Annotated in this window: 23 protein-coding genes; 10 read left to right on the top strand and 13 right to left on the bottom strand. The window is 30.3% G+C overall.

What is annotated here, in order from left to right:
- Window positions 1–8: 8 nt before the first annotated feature.
- From HUE53_RS12100 to tpx, 4 genes are read right to left on the bottom strand one after another with little or no spacing between them, the layout of a single operon-like run.
- A complete protein-coding gene (locus HUE53_RS12100) occupies window positions 9–647 on the bottom strand; it encodes a LolA family protein (protein WP_077225215.1) in 639 nt (212 codons plus the stop codon).
- 6 nt (window positions 648–653) lie between these two features.
- Window positions 654–3,158 carry a DNA translocase FtsK gene (locus HUE53_RS12095; protein WP_192188526.1) on the bottom strand — a complete coding sequence of 835 codons (2,505 nt, stop codon included), beginning with the start codon at window positions 3,156–3,158 and terminating at the stop codon, window positions 654–656.
- 39 nt (window positions 3,159–3,197) lie between these two features.
- A complete protein-coding gene (locus HUE53_RS12090; RefSeq protein WP_065213539.1) occupies window positions 3,198–3,572 on the bottom strand; it encodes a diacylglycerol kinase family protein in 375 nt (124 codons plus the stop codon).
- Window positions 3,572–4,069, bottom strand: a complete 498-nt coding sequence (gene tpx / locus HUE53_RS12085) for a thiol peroxidase (protein WP_192188525.1) — start codon at window positions 4,067–4,069, stop codon at window positions 3,572–3,574. The genes HUE53_RS12090 and tpx overlap by 1 nt, the downstream gene beginning before the upstream one ends.
- Window positions 4,070–4,186: 117 nt before the next feature.
- Here tpx and HUE53_RS12080 point away from each other — a divergent pair, with 117 nt between their 5' ends.
- From HUE53_RS12080 to HUE53_RS12065, 4 genes are read left to right on the top strand one after another with little or no spacing between them, the layout of a single operon-like run.
- Window positions 4,187–4,513: an ArsR/SmtB family transcription factor gene (locus HUE53_RS12080; RefSeq protein WP_014164665.1), complete on the top strand. Its 327-nt coding sequence runs from the start codon at window positions 4,187–4,189 to the stop codon at window positions 4,511–4,513.
- Between the two features lie 44 nt (window positions 4,514–4,557).
- Window positions 4,558–5,022: a DUF6428 family protein gene (locus HUE53_RS12075; protein ID WP_014164666.1), complete on the top strand. Its 465-nt coding sequence runs from the start codon at window positions 4,558–4,560 to the stop codon at window positions 5,020–5,022.
- Between the two features lie 3 nt (window positions 5,023–5,025).
- Window positions 5,026–5,658, top strand: a complete 633-nt coding sequence (locus HUE53_RS12070; RefSeq protein WP_065213538.1) for a class I SAM-dependent methyltransferase — start codon at window positions 5,026–5,028, stop codon at window positions 5,656–5,658.
- A complete protein-coding gene (locus HUE53_RS12065; protein WP_014164668.1) occupies window positions 5,639–6,277 on the top strand; it encodes an arsenate-mycothiol transferase ArsC in 639 nt (212 codons plus the stop codon). Before HUE53_RS12070 ends, HUE53_RS12065 begins: the two co-directional genes overlap by 20 nt.
- Window positions 6,278–6,324: 47 nt before the next feature.
- Here HUE53_RS12065 and HUE53_RS12060 read toward each other — a convergent pair whose 3' ends face one another.
- The 3 genes from HUE53_RS12060 to HUE53_RS12050 form a co-directional block, all read right to left on the bottom strand.
- Window positions 6,325–6,582: a DUF6952 family protein gene (locus tag HUE53_RS12060; RefSeq protein WP_014164669.1), complete on the bottom strand. Its 258-nt coding sequence runs from the start codon at window positions 6,580–6,582 to the stop codon at window positions 6,325–6,327.
- Between the two features lie 12 nt (window positions 6,583–6,594).
- Complete coding sequence (locus HUE53_RS12055; RefSeq protein ID WP_014164670.1) at window positions 6,595–6,903, bottom strand: thioredoxin family protein; 309 nt, start codon at window positions 6,901–6,903, stop codon at window positions 6,595–6,597.
- Window positions 6,904–6,985: 82 nt separating this feature from the next.
- Window positions 6,986–7,621 carry a peroxiredoxin gene (locus tag HUE53_RS12050; protein ID WP_014164671.1) on the bottom strand — a complete coding sequence of 212 codons (636 nt, stop codon included), beginning with the start codon at window positions 7,619–7,621 and terminating at the stop codon, window positions 6,986–6,988.
- A 318-nt stretch (window positions 7,622–7,939) separates the two neighbouring features.
- Here HUE53_RS12050 and HUE53_RS12045 point away from each other — a divergent pair, with 318 nt between their 5' ends.
- The 4 genes from HUE53_RS12045 to HUE53_RS12030 all read left to right on the top strand — a co-directional run bounded on the left by HUE53_RS12045 (window position 7,940) and on the right by HUE53_RS12030 (window position 12,632).
- Window positions 7,940–9,409: a catalase gene (locus HUE53_RS12045; protein ID WP_014164672.1), complete on the top strand. Its 1,470-nt coding sequence runs from the start codon at window positions 7,940–7,942 to the stop codon at window positions 9,407–9,409.
- Between the two features lie 14 nt (window positions 9,410–9,423).
- Complete coding sequence (locus HUE53_RS12040) at window positions 9,424–10,917, top strand: catalase (RefSeq protein WP_014164673.1); 1,494 nt, start codon at window positions 9,424–9,426, stop codon at window positions 10,915–10,917.
- Between the two features lie 82 nt (window positions 10,918–10,999).
- Window positions 11,000–11,455 (top strand): ankyrin repeat domain-containing protein, encoded by a 456-nt coding sequence (locus tag HUE53_RS12035; RefSeq protein ID WP_065213536.1) that lies wholly within the window; start codon window positions 11,000–11,002, stop codon window positions 11,453–11,455.
- 316 nt (window positions 11,456–11,771) lie between these two features.
- Complete coding sequence (locus HUE53_RS12030) at window positions 11,772–12,632, top strand: hypothetical protein (RefSeq protein ID WP_014164675.1); 861 nt, start codon at window positions 11,772–11,774, stop codon at window positions 12,630–12,632.
- Between the two features lie 479 nt (window positions 12,633–13,111).
- Here HUE53_RS12030 and HUE53_RS12025 read toward each other — a convergent pair whose 3' ends face one another.
- The 3 genes from HUE53_RS12025 to HUE53_RS12015 form a co-directional block, all read right to left on the bottom strand.
- Window positions 13,112–13,528, bottom strand: a complete 417-nt coding sequence (locus HUE53_RS12025) for an organic hydroperoxide resistance protein (protein ID WP_014164676.1) — start codon at window positions 13,526–13,528, stop codon at window positions 13,112–13,114.
- A 13-nt stretch (window positions 13,529–13,541) separates the two neighbouring features.
- Window positions 13,542–14,174: an NAD(P)H-dependent oxidoreductase gene (locus HUE53_RS12020; RefSeq protein ID WP_014164677.1), complete on the bottom strand. Its 633-nt coding sequence runs from the start codon at window positions 14,172–14,174 to the stop codon at window positions 13,542–13,544.
- A 91-nt stretch (window positions 14,175–14,265) separates the two neighbouring features.
- Complete coding sequence (locus HUE53_RS12015; protein ID WP_014164678.1) at window positions 14,266–14,838, bottom strand: TetR/AcrR family transcriptional regulator; 573 nt, start codon at window positions 14,836–14,838, stop codon at window positions 14,266–14,268.
- Window positions 14,839–15,342: 504 nt separating this feature from the next.
- Between HUE53_RS12015 and HUE53_RS12010 the strand changes: the two genes are divergently transcribed.
- Window positions 15,343–16,329, top strand: a complete 987-nt coding sequence (locus tag HUE53_RS12010) for an endo alpha-1,4 polygalactosaminidase (RefSeq protein ID WP_014164679.1) — start codon at window positions 15,343–15,345, stop codon at window positions 16,327–16,329.
- Window positions 16,330–16,397: 68 nt separating this feature from the next.
- The gene (locus HUE53_RS12005) at window positions 16,398–16,727 is read left to right on the top strand and encodes a DUF4377 domain-containing protein (RefSeq protein WP_192188524.1); all 330 of its coding nucleotides are present in this window, start codon (window positions 16,398–16,400) and stop codon (window positions 16,725–16,727) included.
- Window positions 16,728–16,965: 238 nt separating this feature from the next.
- Here HUE53_RS12005 and ettA read toward each other — a convergent pair whose 3' ends face one another.
- From ettA to holA, 3 genes are all read right to left on the bottom strand, one after another.
- The gene (ettA, locus tag HUE53_RS12000; protein ID WP_065213535.1) at window positions 16,966–18,654 is read right to left on the bottom strand and encodes an energy-dependent translational throttle protein EttA; all 1,689 of its coding nucleotides are present in this window, start codon (window positions 18,652–18,654) and stop codon (window positions 16,966–16,968) included.
- Window positions 18,655–18,727: 73 nt separating this feature from the next.
- Window positions 18,728–18,916 (bottom strand): CAL67264 family membrane protein, encoded by a 189-nt coding sequence (locus HUE53_RS11995; RefSeq protein WP_041253169.1) that lies wholly within the window; start codon window positions 18,914–18,916, stop codon window positions 18,728–18,730.
- 48 nt (window positions 18,917–18,964) lie between these two features.
- The gene (gene holA / locus HUE53_RS11990) at window positions 18,965–19,969 is read right to left on the bottom strand and encodes a DNA polymerase III subunit delta (protein ID WP_014164683.1); all 1,005 of its coding nucleotides are present in this window, start codon (window positions 19,967–19,969) and stop codon (window positions 18,965–18,967) included.
- Window positions 19,970–20,043 lie beyond the last annotated feature (74 nt).

The raw sequence follows: 20,043 nt of genomic DNA, 5'->3' as shown, positions 1-20,043 counted from the left end.
TCGTAAGATTAATCCAGGTTATTGATGTAATAATTTGGGTATTTTGTTTTTACAAAAGTAAAATAGTTTTTGGGTAAAGCATCATTTGTTTTTAAAGAATTTACTGTTAAGGTTACTTTCGTTCCGTTTTTATTTACCGTAATTGTATTATAGACTAATTGAGTAGAAAGATCAACTCCTACCAAAATTTGTTTGCGATCGTCTTTAGATCCTATTGGTATTAATTTTATATATTGAATTTTTTTACCTTTAATTGTCTGACTGATATCCCAACTATATTTAAACCCTTTATTGAAAAAGGTTAACATTTTAGCGGGTGTATCTGCTTCCTCTTCATTTCCAACTTTTGAAATCGAAACTTCCTCATCTTCTTTTGATATAGTATATACTTTGGTACCATCGCATATTTTAGTAACGCCAAGAAAATTCAAAAGATATTTATTACCAGACAAAGTAACATTCCCTTTATTATCTTGATTAATCCCTTCTTTTGCGTTTTGTAAATTATATTTAAAATCTACTTGAATGGTTTTAAAAGACTTAACTTTTGCTGCTACTTTATCTAACAAGGCCTTTGCTTTGGCATCATTCTGAGCTTGAAAAGTAAAAGATGTTAAAACTAATAGCAATACAATTATTTTTTTCATTTTATTTTAATTGTTTTTCTCATTGTTTAAAAAATGTTCAAGAGCAACTAAATCAGGTATATTTACGGTACGGGCTTTACTTCCTTCAAAAGGACCTACAATACCTGCTGCTTCTAACTGATCTATCAATCGACCTGCACGATTATAACCTAATTTTAATTTTCGTTGAATTAAAGAAGCTGAACCTTGTTGAGCTGTAACGATAACCTCGGCTGCATCTCTAAAAAGAGAATCCCGTTCTGAAATATCTATATCAAGACTTGAACCGCTTCCTTCTTCACCAATAAACTCAGGGAGCAAATAAGCGTTTGGATAGGCTTTTTGAGCGCCAATATACTCTGTTATTTTTTCTACTTCTGGAGTATCAACAAAAGCACATTGTACACGCACTAAATCATTTCCATTTGTGTATAATAAATCTCCTCTACCTATTAGTTGATCAGCTCCTTGTTGATCTAAAATGGTTCTAGAGTCTATTTTAGAAGTTACTCTAAAAGCAATACGAGCAGGGAAATTGGCTTTAATAATACCTGTAATTACATTTACTGAAGGACGTTGCGTAGCTATTATTAAATGAATACCAATTGCACGAGCTAATTGCGCTAAACGAGCAATGGGCGTTTCAACTTCTTTACCAGCCGTCATAATTAAGTCCGCAAACTCATCGACTACAAGAACAATATAAGGTAAAAATCTATGTCCTTGTTCAGGATTTAACTTACGCTGTTTAAACTTTTCATTGTATTCTTTTATATTACGAACCATCGCATCTTTTAATAAAGAATAACGATTATCCATTTCTACGCACAATGAATTTAGTGTAGTAATTACCTTTGAATTATCTGTTATAATAGCATCTTCTGTATCAGGTAATTTTGCTAAATAATGCCTTTCTATCTTATTAAAAAGAGTTAGCTCAACTTTTTTAGGATCTACCAGAACAAACTTAACTTCGGCTGGATGTTTTTTGTATAACAATGAAGTAAGTACAGCATTTAAACCAACTGATTTTCCTTGCCCTGTTGCTCCCGCCATTAACAAGTGAGGCATTTTAGCTAAATCAACCACAAATGTTTCATTTGAAATTGTTTTTCCTAAAGCTATTGGTAGCTCCATTTCTGCTTCTTGAAATTTTGCTGAGGCTATTACCCCTTTCATAGGAACTAAAGTTGGGTTTTTATTAGGTACCTCAATACCTATAGTTCCTTTACCTGGCATTGGTGCTATAATACGTATACCTAGCGCTGCTAAGGAAAGCGCTATATCATCTTCTAAACTCTTTATTTTAGAAATACGAACCCCTGCTTCTGGCACTATTTCGTATAAAGTTACAGAAGGACCAACAGTTGCTTTTATCTGAGCTATATCTATCTTATAGTTTCGAAGTGTTTCTACAATACGGTTTTTATTTTCTTCTAATTCTTCTTGATTAATTGTTATTCCTCCGGAACCGTATTCTTTTAACAAATCTATTGTTGGAAATTTATAATTAGAAAGATCTAAAGTTGGATCAAATTCACCAAAATGAGCTACTAAACGCTCTGCTAAATTTTCTTCTATAATATCTTCTTCTTCTATTTTTTGAATTACTAATTCATCTGAGGTAGATTCTGACTCAATTAATGGTTTTGTAATAGGATTAACATCTAAGGTTAATTCTGAAGAATTCCCTTTAATAGGTTTCAAAAAATCATCATTAATTTCCTGTTGAGAAGGAATGGTTTTTAGCACTATCCCTTCCAACTCTTCGTCTTCACACTCTTCTTCTATAGGTCTTATGAGATCTGTAAAAACGTTTTCCTTATTCTTTAAAACGGGTTGTATTTCTTCCTCATGAACAGCAAACTCTTCTAAATTGTAAGCCGTTGTACTTTCTTTAGACAATGGATTTTTAAAATCTTCTTTTAATTCCGATTTTGTTTTTTCGAAAGCAGCTTTTATTTTTTCTGGTGATATTTTTATTTTAAAAATAAGGTAAATAAAAATTCCGAAAAGCAATGTTAGTAAAGTACCTGCTTTCCCTAGGTAATCTTGTAAAAAAGAATTCATTTCAAATCCAACTACTCCCCCTAATTCTGGAAGAGAGGTACTAAAAAACCCAAAAAGAATAGACAAAATTAGTATTACAAAAATATCCCAAAACCAAGTTTTTTTTAATTTAGAAACAGCTAAATCTAGGATCAAATACGAACCTGTTAAAAACAACAATCGAACGAACAAAAATGCTGCAACACCAAATCCTTGGTAAATAAAGGAATTAGCTAAAAATACGCCGAATTTACCTAACCAATTTTGAACCTGTGATTCTCTATTACCAAATTCATGTATTTCACTTTGATCTAATTTGCCATTGACAAAATAAGAAACAAAGGAAATTGCCAGTGCAATAGAAAACAATATCAGTAGAATTCCAAATGTAATTTTTTGCTGACGATTTAATGAAAATCGTTTTTGTGCAATTTCAGATTCTACTTCGGCAGATGTATTTTCTTTCTTTTTTGATTTAGCCATTATAATTTTAAAAAATAGGTCGATTTACAACAATTAAGCTTACAATATTTTAGGTAAATAGATAAAGCTTCCTATAGCAAAAGCTGTCATAGCTGCAAAAAAAACAGCTCCAGCTGCAATATCTTTTATAAAACCAATTTTTTTATGAAAATCAGGATGTACAAAATCAGCTAATTTTTCAACCGCTGTATTCAACCCTTCGATACTTAAAACCAATCCAAAGGCAAATATCTGAAACATCCACTCTTCACGAGTAATTTGAAAATAATATCCTGCTAATGACATTAAAACCGCCAAGGAAGACTGAACCATTACGCTATGTTCAGTAGTAATTAATTTAAACGCTCCTTTAGCAGCAAATCCTATACTCTTTAATCGACCTGTAAATAAGGTTTCGTCTTTTTCAAATTTCATTATAAAGAAGCTAAAGCAGATTCATAATTAGGTTCTTGAGCAATTTCTGCTACTTGCTCTGTATATTTTACAACTCCGTTTTCATCCAATACAATTACACAACGTGAATGCAAACCTGCCAAAGGTCCTTCTACTATAGTCAAACCATAATCAGCCCCAAAACTACCTGTTTTAAAATCCGAAAGGTTAATAACGTTATCTAACCCTTCTGCTCCACAAAAACGAGTTTGTGCAAATGGTAAATCTCTAGAAATACACAATACTTTTGTGTTTTCTAAAGTAGATGCTGTTTCATTAAATTTTCGAACAGAAGCCGCACAAATTCCAGTATCTATACTAGGAAAAATATTTAACACTAGTTTTTGCCCTTTAAAATCTTCTAATGTTTTTACAGATAAATCCGTTGCTACTAATTCAAACGCTTTTGCCACTGATCCTACTACAGGCAATTCTCCAACTGTATTTATCGTATTTCCTTTAAATATTATCTGTCCCATAATTTTATTTTTTTTAAAGTTCCAAAAATAAGGATATTTTTCAAATATTTTTTCTTAATAAAAATGTAAATATTTATAATTAACATCGTAATATTACAATATACAAATAAAAAAAACATGGGAGCCTCAAAATCAGCCTTTTTCAGCAATTCACAAAATGAATTAGCTAATTTATTTAAAGCTTTAGGAAATCCTGCCCGTTTAGCTATCATAGAGTATTTAATAAAAGTAAATTCGTGTATTTGTAATGACATAGTAGAAGAACTACCCCTAGCCCAACCCACTATTTCACAACATTTAAAGGAGCTAAAGCAAGTAGGTCTTATTAAAGGTAATATAGAAGGAAAATCTATTTGTTATTGCATAAATAAAGAAGCATTAGAAAAAGTAGAACACTATTTTTCGCTCTTAGAAAATATAAGAAACACCAACTATTGTCTATAACCAAAGAGTATCCTATATTTTACTCTATAAATTTCACATAACTTATGAAATTATCTGAATTTAAACAGCACTTATCAAGACTTGATTCTTTTGAGATCTTATTCCAAAACGGAACTTTTATTCCAAAACATTTCCATATTACAGAAATGGGAGTATTAAACAAAAAATACACCGATTGTGGAAATACATTTAGAGAAGAAAATTATTTTACTTTTCAACTATGGTATGCAGAAGATACTTGGCATAGATTAACCAGTCAGAAAACGATTAAAATAATTGAAGCGATAGAAAAAAATATTGTTTGTAACGATTATGAAATATTAGTAGAATATCAGGACAAAAATACTATTGGCAAATATACATTAGATTTTCAAAAAGGACACTTCGTGCTTTTACCTACTCAAACAACTTGTCTTGCTCAGAATAATTGCGGAATTCCGAATGAAAAAATTAAAAAAAATTTAAGTAAAATAGTTAATTCTTGTACACCCAATTCTGGTTGTTGTTAGGTTATGAATAAAAAAGCCCATTGGGAAAATGTTTTTTCCACAAAAAAAGAAAACGAAGTTAGTTGGTACGAAAAAAAACCTGAAACTTCTATTCAATCTATTGAAAAACTCAACCTTCCTAAAAATGCTAAAATAATAGATGTTGGAGGTGGCGATAGTTATTTAATAGATTCCCTTTTAGATCTAGGTTACACCAATTTATATTTATTAGACATTTCAGATAAAGCCATTGAACGAATACAAAAAAGATTACAAGCAAATTCGGATAAAGTTCATTTTATAACTAGTGATATCATCCAATTTATACCCAAAGAAAAATTTGATGTTTGGCATGATAGAGCTTCTTTTCATTTTTTAACCGATCCTGTTCTTATTAATACTTATAAAAAAATAGCCACTGAGGGCATAAAAGAAAACGGAACACTTATTATTGGTACATTTGCAACATCTGGCCCTTTAAAATGCAGCGGGCTTCCTATAACACAATATACTGCCACTACATTAAAAGAAACCTTTGAATCTGATTTTAAACTTATAGAAAATCATGATATAGAGCACGAAACACCATTTGGAACAATCCAAAATTTTATATTTTGTACTTTTAAAAAAAACGCTTATGTTTTTAAATCTATCTAAAAATATTGAAAAAATAGCTCTGTTTTCAACTTCTAGCGACCGAAAATTAATTCTTCAACCCCTCATTGAATATATTAAAGAAAAGATAGAGCAAGAAGAAAACATCAATCTTAATTTTATTTGCACGCATAATTCCAGAAGAAGCCTTCTTTCACAAATATGGGCTCAAACTTTAGCTCATTATTTTGAGATACCTAATGTTTATTGCTATTCTGGAGGAACGGAAGCTTCCGCTTTCTTCCATAAGGTAGTTGAAACCCTTAAAGAACAAGGTTTTTCCATCATTCAATTAAGCAATGAATCAAATCCTATTTATAGTGTAAAATATGATAAAAACAAGACTGGGATCATTTGTTTTTCAAAAACTTATGATCACTTATTTAACCCTAAATCGAATTTTGCGGCTATTATGACTTGTAGTAATGCAGATGAGGGATGTCCTATTGTTATAGGAGCAGATAAAAAAATAGCAATAAGATATGAAGATCCTAAATCATTTGACGATACAGAACTAATGGATTTAAAATACGAAGAAAAAAGTATAGAAATTGCTACTGAATTATTTTACGTATTTTTTGAGGTTAAAAAGCACATACTTAACAAACAACGAAAAATATAGGATCAATCCAGATAAATATAAAAGCCGGCAATTGCTGGCTTTCCTTTTTATTTATCAATAGATCCTAATACGCGTTTCATAAACTCATTTAGTGCTGCTTTCTTTTCTTTGCCTTCTTTAATTAGCTTTTGAACTTCCAAAGCACCATAAAGGTTAGAAATTAATTCGCCAATTACATCTATTTCTTCATCCTTTAACGACTCTAACTCTGTAAGATTTTCTAGTACAGCAATTGTTTCTACTAAATAATCACTATCGTTTTCTTCTATAAATTGAGTTAAATGTTTTATAACAGGTAATTTCATAATTTCTTTTTCTTAAAGAATTTCACTAACTAATTCACTTAATACTTCTGCTTTATTAGTTTGCGTTTCTTTTACTAATTTTCCATTAACAAAAGTTGCAAATGTAGGCAAATTAGAAACATTTGCTAACTTCCTAGATTCTGGTGAATTTTCAGCATCTACAATTACAAAGGTAAGACCTTCATTTTCAGTTGATAATTTTTTAAACTTTGGTTTCATAATTCTACAATTACCACACCATGATGCAGAAAACTGTACGATTACTTTTTCATTTTCGTTAATTACGTTTTGTAATATATCTTCGTTTAATTCTAGTAACATATTTATAAAATTAGAACATCAATGACAATGTCTATTCTTGACAAAACAGTGCCATTGATGTATTATTGGTTATTACAATTAATTAGTTTTGGCTTAAATAAGTAGCTGTACTTAATCTATCCGCATTCATAGCTTCTTTCCCTTCTTCCCAGTTTGCAGGACAAACTTCTCCTTTCGTTTGAACGTGTGTATAAGCATCTACTAAACGTAAATATTCTGCTACATTTCTTCCTAATGGCATATCATTTACACTTTCATGGAATATTTTACCTGTTTCATCAATTAAGTAAGTAGCACGGAAAGTTACATTTGAACCATCTAATAAAATATCATCAGATTCTTCATCATATACTTCTTCTGCATCTAAAATACCTAATGCTTTAGACAAATTACGAGTAGTATCAGCTAATAATGGATATGTAACACCTTCAATACCTCCATTATTTTTAGGTGTATTTAACCAAGCAAAATGTACTTCATTTGTATCACAAGAAGCACCTATTACGATTGTGTTTCTTTTTTCAAATTCAGGTAAAGCTGCTTGAAAAGCATGTAATTCCGTTGGACAAACGAAAGTAAAATCTTTTGGATACCAAAATAACACTACTTTTTTATTGTTTTTGGTAGCTTCTTCAAGAACATTGATTCTTAAGTTATCACCCATTTCTGAAATTGCATCTACTGTAATGTTTGGAAATTTTTTTCCTACTAAAGCCATAATATATAAGTGTTAAATTTATTAATTTTCTAGTTGCAAAATTAGCAATCCAATTCTTCCTTTTATTCTCTTCAACCCATTAATTTTCTATTCAAATATAAATATTCTTTATAGCTTAAAAAAGGCTTTGCTTTGACTGACATCAAACAATAGTGATATAGTTTTTATTTATAGAAAAACAAAATCACATAAACAAAATCACTTTAGATTTGCCCAAAGAACAACTAAACAAATACGCTGTATTTTTTAAATATCATTCCTTAAAGATAGAACATTTATATTAATTATTTGAAAAGAACATAATCAAAACAATTAAAAATGAGTAATAGTCAACAAAACAAAATGACATCAGTATCAGGTAGACCTATAGCTGATAATCAAAACTCTTTAACTGCTGGTAAAAGAGGTCCAATGCTTTTACAAGATATTTGGTTTTTAGAAAAATTAGCTCACTTTGATAGAGAGGTAATTCCTGAAAGACGTATGCACGCAAAAGGTTCAGCTGCATTTGGAACTTTTACCGTTACGCATGACCTAACTAAATATACCAAAGCAAAACTATTTTCTGAAGTTGGTAAAAAAACAGATCTATTTCTACGATTTTCAACAGTTGCTGGTGAACGTGGCGCAGCTGATGCGGAAAGGGATATTCGTGGTTTTGCGGTAAAATTCTATACTGAAGAAGGTAATTGGGATTTAGTTGGAAACAATACCCCTGTATTTTTTATCCGCGATCCGTATAAATTTCCAGATTTAAACAAAGCCGTAAAAAGAGATCCTGGAACAAATCTTAGAAGTGCTAATAATAATTGGGATTATTGGACATTGTTACCCGAATCTTTACATCAAATTACCATGACTATGAGTGAGCGTGGTATTCCTAAAAGTTACCGCCACATGAATGGGTATGGTAGCCACACATTTAGCTTTATAAATGCCCATAATGAGCGTTTTTGGGTGAAATTTCATTTTAAAACAGCTCAAGGAATAGAATGTTTAACCGATCAAGAATCAGAAATAATAATAGGAAAAGATAGAGAAAGCCATCAAAGAGACTTATACAACAGCATTAAAGAAGGAAATTATCCAAAATGGTACTTAAAGGTTCAAATAATGCCTGAAGAAGATGCTAAAACGTATCCTATCAATCCTTTTGATTTAACAAAAGTTTGGCCTCATAGTGACTATCCTCTTATTGATGTTGGAGTATTAGAATTAAATAAAAACCCAGAAAACTATTTTGCAGACGTAGAACAGTCTGCTTTTAACCCTGCAAATATTGTACCTGGTATAGGCTTTTCTCCTGATAGAATGTTACAAGGTAGATTGTTTTCTTATGGAGATACACAACGGTACAGATTAGGAGTTAATCATTATCAAATCCCTGTAAACGCCCCAAGATGTCCATTTCATAATCATCACAAAGACGGTGCTATGCGTATTGACGGTAACGGCGGAGGAACAGTACATTATGAACCTAATAGCTATGGAAAATGGCAAGAACAAAAAGAATATCGAGAACCTGCTTTAGCACTAGAAGGAGCTGCCGATCATTGGGATTTTAGAGATGAAGATAATGATTATTATTCCCAACCAGGTAACTTGTTTAGAATCATGACTCCTGAACAACAACAAACATTGTTTGAAAATACAGCACGTTCTGTAGGAGGAGCTGAAAGATTTATACAAGAGCGCCATATTCATAACTGCTACAAGGCAGATCCTAATTATGGCAAAGGAGTTGCGGCTGCTTTAGGTATTAGTTTAACCGATTTAGATTTAATATAAATATTTAAATAGTAATGAGAAAATCATTTGTAACCTGTGCATCGCTTATTATCTCAATAAGCGCATTTGCCCAAAATCCTCTTACAACTAGTGGAGGAGCTCCTGTAAATGGTGATTTACAGTCCTTAACTTTAGGCCCAAATGGCCCCGTATTATTAGAGGATGTCCACCTAATTGAAAAATTGCAACATTTTAGTAGAGAAAGAATTCCTGAACGTGTTATGCACCCAAGAGGAACCGGCGCTCAGGGATATTTTATCTTAACTAAAAACATCAGCGATCTTACCAAAGCTAAAATCTTTACGGAGGTAGATAAAAAAACACCTGTTTTGGTTCGTTTCTCAAGCGTTATTCACTCGAAAGGTTCTCCTGAAACAGCAAGAGATCCAAGAGGATTTGCTGTAAAATTCTATACAGAAGAAGGCAACTGGGATTTAGTGGGTAATCATATACCTACATTTTTTATAAGAGACGCTATTAAATTTCCTGATTTCACACACGCTAATAAACCATCTCCTATCACGGATCTTCAGGATGAAAATAGAATTTTTGATTACTTTTCAAAAACACCAGAAGCTACTCAAACATTAACATGGTTAATGTCTGATAATGGAACTCCTAAATCTTATAGAGAAATGGATGGTTTTGGTGTAAATACTTTTAAATTTATTAATGATAAAGGAGACATTTCTTGGGTTAAATTTCATTTCAAATCATTACAAGGAATTAAAAATTTAACAGCAGAAGAAGTAGTTCAAGTACAAGGCAAAGACTTTAGTCACATGACTAGAGATTTATACAACAATATTGCTGCTGGAAATTTTCCTAAATGGGATTTATATGTACAAATAATACCTAATAAAGACATTAACAAATACGATTTTAATATTTTTGATGACACGAAACAATGGTTTAATGTTGAAGAAATAAAAGTAGGTACGTTAGTTTTAGATCGTATACCAGCAAACTTCTTCCAATACACTGAAAGTGCTGCTTTTGCTCCTTCTAGAGTGGTACCTGGAATTGGTTTTTCTCCTGACAAAATGCTTCAAGGTAGGAATTTTTCTTATGCTGATGCACAAATGTACAGATTAGGTAAAAATCATCAATTATTACCCGCTAATAGACCTTTAGTAAAAGTAAATAATTACCATATAGACGGTGCAATGAATTTTGAAGAAAGAACAGGCGATACAAATTACTTCCCTAGTCATAATAATCCTACATATACAGAATTTAAAGCAGATGATAAAAGACTTTTAGACGGTTATATGGTACGAGAAGAAATAAAAGATTCTAAAGATTTTTATCAAGCAGGTATCCTGTATCGTAGTTATTCTAAACAAGAAAAAGACAACTTAATAAAAAACTGGACAAGTAATTTAAGCAAAGTCAAAGATAAAAAAGTTCAAGCTACTATGGTTAGCTTTTTATATAAAGCGGATCAAGAATACGGAACAAGAGTTGGTAATGCTCTAGGTTTATCTAAAGATAGTTATAATAAATAAATTCCCTTAACTTCCTAGAATGCTATAATATTGGATTTTTGAATCTTTCTGATACTTATAGCATTCTTTTAAAATTAAAATTATGTATACTAAATTTTTTTTAACATTAATCTTATTAATCAGCCCTTTTTTCGTTTCTTTTTCTCAAAATATGAATGCGCAACAAGAACTTGAAAAATCATTTTTTTATGGCGCAAGGACTTCTAATATAGAAATATTAGATGAATTTATTAAAACAGGGATAAGCGTTAATTATCAGGGTGAAAACGGTTACACAGCAATAATGATTGCTGCATACAATGGACAAAAAAAAGCTGTTGAATTTTTACTTTCTAAAGGAGCTGACTTATGTATAAAAGATAAAAGAGGGAATACAGCCTTAATGGGAGCTATCGTTGCTAGTGAAGATGATATTGCTAAATATTTAATAAATAACGAGAAGTGTGATGAAGAAACCAATAAAAGAACCCTTGAATATGCACAACGTTTTGGAAGAACTGAAATAATTAAATTTTTATCCACAAAAAACACCAAATGAAAACAATCTGTTTTTAACAAAATTAATATCAATTAGTCTAAAAAACATACCCTCCTAATTTAAAATAATTCATTAAAATGAATTATTTTACTCACAAAAACATTGGGTAGCAATATCATTAATTCTATAAATTTAATAACATATAGGATTATTCATAAACAATTTTAGAATATTGATTAAATAACAAACCTTAAAACACATTTTCATTTATAATTTTATTGTCCAGTAGAATTTAATCTAAAAATATCTAAAAAACGTTGAAAATGTAAGTTATCTTTGTTTATAATTTTTAACACAAAGAATCATATATTTTAAAATGAAAAAAACAATTTATTTATCCGTTTTCAGTTCTTTGATTTCGCTTTTTTCATTAGCTCAAGAAACGGTTTCAGAACGTTATACTGCACATAATAAAGGTAAGTTCTATGTCTATTGGGGAGGAAATCGCGAAACTTTCAGTAATTCTGATATTACTTTTAAAGGAAATGATTACAATTTTACCATTTATGATGTACCAGCTCAAGACAAACCTAAAGGTTGGCATATAGATTATATCAATCCGCTTAGAATGACCATCCCACAAACAAATTTTCGATTGGGATATTTTATTAACGATCATTATAATATTTCATTAGGATTAGATCACATGAAATATGTTATGTATCAAAATAAAGTAGTAAATTACACAGGTAATTATCCTAACAGAGGGGTATATGGAGAAGATAAAAATGAATTAGGACAGCCTCTTGGTTCAAATCAAGTAAATTTAACAGAGGATTTTTTAACATTTGAACATACTGATGGCCTTAATTATGTTAATGCAGAAATCAGCCGAGTTGATGATCTTACTAAATATATTGCTCCTACCCTTAATACAGATAAAGTACAACTAAATTTAACGGAAGGAATCGGCGCGGGTATTTTATTACCTAAAACAAATACCAAACTTTTTCATAAAGAACGTTACGATGAATTTCATTTAGCGGGTTATGGTATAGCTGCTAAAGCAGGTTTAAATTTAACCTTTTTAAAACATTTCTTTATACAAGGAGAATTCAAAGGAGGCTATATCAATATGCCTGATATTCGTACTTCCTATGATTCGTCGGATAGAGCAAGTCAACATTTTTGGTTCTTACAACGCATTATAGCTTTTGGTGTTACATATAAATTATAATAATCTTATTTTTCCATAAAATTTTAACTAGAGGTCGTTTTAAAAAAACTAACCTCTAGTTTTTCTTTTCTACTCTAGAAAAAAATTAAAACTATATCATTTAAACTATTTCCTCTTCCTCAACTCCCTCTCAAATTTCTTTTAAAATTCAGTTTAAACATTAGACTTTATACTAAAAATAAAATTCTTTTTTAAATTCTAAATCATTTCTACCTCTAATAAACTTTTAATACAAAATCTAGTTTAACATCTAATCCTATATTTTAAGAAACTTTAATCAAAAAAAATGCCCTAAAAGCATGACCTCTACATAAATATAGACGATTACTTTTAGGGCGTATAATATATATTTCTAATTATTTTTAATTTTCTATTCTATTCATTAGAAAATATCTTTTGCTACAATACCTATTAAACCAATGATCTCTTTACTAATAAATATTAAAATCTAATTAAAAAACACAATTACTCAAAATTATTTATTTTAATGATATTTCTACCTGAATATTTCCTCTAGTTGCATTAGAATAAGGACAAACTTGGTGTGTTTTAGCTAATAAATCTTCTGCAATTTCTCTCTCTACTCCATCTATTTGGGCAACTAAATTCACACATAAATCAAAACCTCCATTTTCATTAGAACCAATTCCCACTTCAGCTGTTATACTAGTTCCTCCTAATTTTATTTTTGAGTTACGAGCAACTAAATTTAACGCACTATCAAAACATGCCGCATAACCCGCCGCAAATAATTGTTCTGGATTCGTAAAGGCACCTCCTTTTCCTCCTAATTCTTTTGGAATTTCTACTTTAAAATCTAAAACGCCATCTTCAGATTTCACACTACCTTCTCTACCTCCTGTTGCGGTTACTTTTGTAGAATACAATGTTTTCATTTTTATCTCTTATTTAATCTATTAATGTTACTAATTCACTCATAGGTTTACGCACCTTTTTAAGATTCACTAACCAATCATTAGGAGCGTTTTTATATCCTAAAGGAAGAATGAGCGTACTTCTTAAATTTTTCTCTCTTAAATTAAGAATTTTATCCAACTCATCACGATCAAAACCTTCCATAGGTGTACTATCTATTCCTTCATACTCGGCCTGTGTCATAGCTGACATAAGAGCTATATAAGTCTGTTTTGCAGCATGATTATAGTTTTCTTCTGGATCTTGGTCTGGATAAAAGGATAAAAGTTTTTGGCGATATGCTTCCCAACCTTCATTTTTTATACCTCTGATTTCATTAGTTAAATCAAACATGTGATTTATTCTTTCTGCTGTGTAAGTATCCCAAGCGGCAAAAACTAATAAGTGAGAACAATCTGTAACTTGCGATTGATTCCAAGCTATTTTTCTAATTTCAGCTTTAACATCTGGATTTGTAATTACAAAAACTTCAAAAGGTTGTAATCCACTAGAAGTTGGAGTCAATCGAATAGCCTCCAAAATGTTTTCTATTTTTTCGTTTGGAATCGTTTCTCCCGTCATTGCTTTACAAGCATAACGATTATTTAATAATTCTAAAAAATCCATTTTCTCTCTGTTTTTATGTAATGTATTATTTTTTATTGTACTCAACTAGATTATTTCTGATTATTTTTTTAACATATGAGCCGTAACAATCTTATTTCTTTATGCTATACCAAGACATTTTATATGCGTTTTCTAACACTTCTTCATTAAAAAACAATTCCCCCATTTGGTGTTTAGCTACTAAAAAGGATAATGGATTTATTGCAAATCCATAAATTAAATACAGAGAACAATCTTTAATGATTCCTTCTTCTTGTCCTCGTTTGCATAAATCCATAAATTTTTGCAAATACGAAATACCTTTACTTCGCGTTTCTTCGTTAATCATGGGTGTAATGTCGCACAACGATTGAAAAAGAGCTTCTTTTATATGAGTTCTTTTATAATTCGCTATACTATACCAAATTATCTTAAACCCCTCTTCTACTGACATTTCCTCATTATAATCTTTAAAGATATGGTCACTAATCTCGTTTTTTAGATGAAGATAAAGTTTATCTACCAGATCTTGTTTGTTTTCAAAATAAATATAAATAGTAGCTGGTGCTACATTTGCTTTTTGTGCAATTTTTGACATCGAAGAAGCGTGAAAACCATTATTATTCACTAATTCTAAAGTTGCTTCCAATATTGCTTTTTCTTTGTCTTTCAATGGAGCTTTCATTCCTATTATATTTTACAACTACAAAGATACACAAAAAGAATGAACGTTCATTCTTTTTGTGTTAAAATTTTTTAAAACATACAAAATGTAATCCTTTTAGAAAAAGGATAAAAGCGTAAGCATATAACCAACAGCTAGTTAAACCTTAACATTTTTTATTATCCCTCACATTTATGCGGATTTCCCGTAATTATTTATTAAATCCTTTTTTTATCTTAGGCATCATAACTTAACTAGAATAATTAAAGCTATCTGATAAACTTTATTACTTATAGATGCTAAAATCATTCTTAATAAAAACAAGTTTTTATTAAGAATGATTTTTTCTAAACACTAAAATTTTATATTTAGCGTTAAAAAGTAGTAAACCATAATTTAAAAACTAATAAATAATTTACATATAAGGTACTATCAAAATTTAAAATCATTTTATTTTTTTAATATAACTTACAAAAAAAATCTTTTATACTATTAAAAATTGAACAAATAAAACAAACTAATCAAATGAAAATAAAATCTTTAATCATTGCAGCTATACCATTATTGTGTTCTTGTAATAAAGAAAGTGATCAAACCAATTTGAAGAGCGAAGGTCCGATTGATTTTAAACAAAAAATGCGAGAATTTGTAATTAATATTAGCAAATACTCTAAAACAATTAATCCCAATTTTTATGTAATCCCTCAAAATGGCATCGAATTAGTTTCAACAACAGGAGACGATTTAGGAGCGCCCCATGATCCATATCTTGATGCTATTGATGCTAATGGACAAGAAGATTTATTTTATAGTTCTGAAAATGACAATCAAGCCACGCCTAATAACCGAACAGAGTACCTAAAAAAATTACTCAATATTTCTAAAAATTCGGGTAATAAAATTCTGGTTATTGATTTTTGTTCGAGCAATACTGATATTTCCGATTCTTATTCACAAAACGACACTAATAATTACACCTCTTTTGCCACGACTGAGGTTCAATTAAATTCTATTCCTCCCTTACCTAATCCTATAAATCAAGAAAATGATGAAAATGTTGTTAATATTAATAATGTAAAAAATTTCTTATACATCATTAATCCTACCCATTTTCGTTCTAAAGATGATTTTATTGCAGCTGTAAATAAAACAAATTATGATTTAATCATAACAGATTTATTTTTTAAAGGAGTCCCTTTTACAGCTTCTGAAATAAGCCGACTAAAAAATAAAGAAAACGGAGGAAAAAGACTTGTTATTTCATACATGTCAATTGGAGAAGCAGAAAGCTACCGTTATTATTGGCAACCGAATTGGATTATTAACAAACCCAATTGGTTAGATGAAGAAAATTCCGACTGGAAAGGTAATTTTAAAGTAAAATATTGGGACGAAAACTGGCAAAGCATTATTTATGGAAATAACAATTCTTATTTAAAAAAAATATTGGATGCTAACTTTGATGGAGTATATTTGGATCTAATTGATGCTTTTGATTATTACTCCAATTAATTACTATTTTTGTCACCACATATTTTTTTGAATACAATTTAATTTATAATCATTAAAACAATAAAAAAATGATACGAATAATTTTATCAACCATTACATTTTTACTAATTTCTTGTAATACTACTAATAAAGATGAAAAAACTATTTTCATCGGGGCTGAAACTAAACCTTGTAACACAGGAGTAATGGAAAGTCAGTGTCTACAAGTAAAATGGGCTAAAAATAAAAAAGATTGGGAACACTTCTATAGCAATATCGAAGGATTCAAATACGAACAAGGCAATGAATATGAACTTATCATTAAAGAAGAAAAAGTAGAAAATCCACCCGCTGATGGATCAAGCATAAAATATACTTTAATAAAAGAAATAAGCAAAAATAAAGTTGCTAACAATTAAAAAAGAAACTCTTAAGATCGTTTCAAGTGATTAACAAATCAGAATAAAAGAAAATTATGAAAAGCTAGTGATTTTTATAACCGTAATTTCATAGAATATAAATAAGTCTTTTAGAGGCTTTCTTCTAATTAATTGTTTGTTAACTATAAAATTATTTTTTCTCTTATACGGTTTTCAATAAATAAAAAATACCCCTAAAAAATCTAGTTTTTAGGGGTGTTATAAAATTAGTTCAATTTTATCTTACTAATTTTTTGTATCTAATTCTTGTTGGTACCAAATCGCCAAGGCGTTTTTTACGATTTTCTTCATAATCTGTAAAACCTCCTTCGAAATAGTATACTTGTGAATCGCCTTCAAAAGCTAAAATATGGGTACACACACGGTCTAGGAACCAACGGTCGTGAGAAATAATTACAGCACAACCTGCAAAATTCTCTAAACCTTCTTCTAATGCACGAAGAGTATTTACATCTAGATCATTCGTAGGCTCATCTAATAACAATACGTTTCCTTCTTCACGTAAGGTCATTGCTAAATGCAAACGATTTCGTTCTCCTCCTGATAATGCTGCTACCTTTTTATTTTGCTCACTACCCGAAAAGTTAAATTTAGATAAATAGGCACGTGAATTTACTTGTCGTCCACCCATCATTATCAATTCTTGTCCATCACAGAAATTTTCCCAAATAGATTTTTCTGGATCAATATTTTTATGGGTTTGATCAACGTATGCTATTTTTACGGTTTCACCTATTTCAAATGAACCTGAATCAGCTTGCTGCTCTCCCATTATCATACGGAAAATAGTTGACTTACCAGCCCCATTAGGACCAATAATCCCTACAATCCCTGCTTGTGGTAAAGTAAAATTTAAATTATCATATAGTAATTTATCCCCAAATGCTTTAGCTACATTTTTAGCGTCAATTACATTCGTTCCTAAACGAGGTCCATTAGGGATGTATAATTCTAATTTTTCTTCTAATTGTTTAGAGTCTTCATTTAATAAACGATCATAGTTTTGAAGACGTGCTTTTTGTTTGGTCTGACGCCCTTTAGCTCCTTGACGTACCCAATCTAACTCACGCTCTAAAATCTTACGTCGTTTTGACTCTGTTTTTTCTTCTTGTTCTAAACGTTTGGCTTTTTGATCTAACCAAGAAGAGTAATTTCCTTTCCAAGGAATCCCTTCTCCTCTATCTAGTTCAAGAATCCAGCCTGCCACATTATCTAAGAAATAACGGTCATGGGTTACTGCAATAATAGTTCCTTTGTACTGTTGTAAGTGTTGTTCTAACCAGTGAACTGATTCTGCATCTAGGTGGTTAGTAGGCTCATCTAGTAATAATACATCGGGCTCTTGTAATAATAAACGACATAAAGCAACACGACGACGTTCCCCTCCTGACAACACTTTTATTGGTGTATCTGCATCTGGACAACGAAGAGCATCCATTGCCACCTCAAGTTTATTATCTAATTCCCAAGCACCACAAGCATCTATTTTGTCTTGTAATTCTGCTTGACGATCCATTAGTTTTTGCATTTTATCTGCATTTTCGTAAACTTCTGGCAAGCCAAATTGGTCATTAATCGTATTAAATTCTTCAAGTAATTTCACAGCTTCTGCTGCTCCTTCACGAACAATATCTATTACTGTTTTTTCTTCATCTAATTGAGGTTCTTGCTCTAAATATCCTACTGTATAACCTGGTGCAAAAACCACATCGCCTTGGTAATTTTTATCAACACCTGCTATAATTTTTAACAAAGATGACTTACCAGAACCATTTAGACCTAAAATACCAATTTTAGCTCCGTAGAAAAAACTTAAATAAATATCTTTTAATACTTGTTTGTTTGTTGAAGAGTAAGTTTTACTTACTTTCGACATCGAAAATATTACTTTCTTATCGTCTGACATAATATAATTTAAAATTTTAGAATTTAGAACTCAAAGTAAAATTGAACACTAAAAACTATGACTGGTTACTAATTTAAACTCTTCCTTTTAAAGCATTAAAAACCCACGCATTGGCAAAGAAGCCAATTCCTACAGCACTAAATCCCCATCCTGCTACATCTGCATAACGATAAATACCTAACCCTATTAAAATTATTCCCATAACAATCATTATAAATGTTGCCCATGCTAGAACTGTGTTTTTATTCATTCCTACACTCATTTTAAACTTAATATTTTAGATTACTTTAAAAGTGCAAATATCGTAAATTTAGTTAAAAATTTTAACTAACATTTCTTTTAATAAATCATGTTGCGAAAGATTAGTAGCTCCTACTCCTTTGCTTTTTAAATCTATATCCTTTAGTGTTGCTACAATTCCGCTTACTTTTTTCATGGGATAATTTCGAGCTGCCAACTCGTAATCTTTAACAAAAAACGGATTTACCTTTAGTACTGAGGCAACATTTTTAGGGTTTTTATCTTTTAATCCATGGTATTGTAAGAGTTGCGAAAAGAAACTAAATACTAAACCTATAGTCAAAACTATCGGATTGTCTTTTGGATTTTGAGCAAAATGATCCGCTATCTTGTATGCTTGAAGCTGGTTTCGTTCGCCTATTGCTTTTCGCAATTCAAAGGGATTAAAATCTTTACTAAAACCAATATTTTCTTCAATAATTGCAGGTGTGATAACTTCTCCTTGTTTTAGTATTATAGTAAGTTTATCTATTTCATTAGCAATTCTACTTAAATCGGTTCCTAAAAAATCTATAAATATTTGTACTGCTTTGGGCTCTATTTGGAGTTTTTTACCCTGCAAAACCCTTGTCAACCAAGTACTTACTTGATTTTCATATAACTTTTTACTTTCAAAAACTAATCCGTTTTTCTCTAAAACTTTAGTAACTTTTTTTCGTTTGTCTAATGTTTTATATTTATAACAAAGTACCAAAACTGTAGTATCTTGTGGCTTTTCAGCATAAGCTTCTAATTTATCAATGGTACGTGACAATTCTTGAGCTTCTTTTACAATAACCACTTGTCTATCTGCCATCATAGGATATCGTTTGGCATTTCCTATAACATCTTCTATTGTCACATCACGACCATAAAGTATTGTTTGATTAAAATCTCTTTCGTGTTCTTGTAAAATGTTTTGTTCTATGTATTCAGAAATTTTATCTATATAATAAGGTTCTTCACCCATTAAAAAATAAATAGGTTTAATAATCCCTGCCTTTATATCTTTTATAATTTTTAGTACTTCATCCATTTTTTTCAGGTTTAAAGTTTCAGGTTTAAAGTTTAGAAATGACTTGAAACCTGAAACTAAAAAAGCTATTTTTG

Source organism: Flavobacterium columnare, assembly GCF_014844295.1.
Lineage (GTDB): Bacteria > Bacteroidota > Bacteroidia > Flavobacteriales > Flavobacteriaceae > Flavobacterium > Flavobacterium columnare.
The sequence above is the reverse complement of the archived record's forward strand: the minus strand, read 5'-3'. Positions and strand labels throughout refer to the sequence as shown.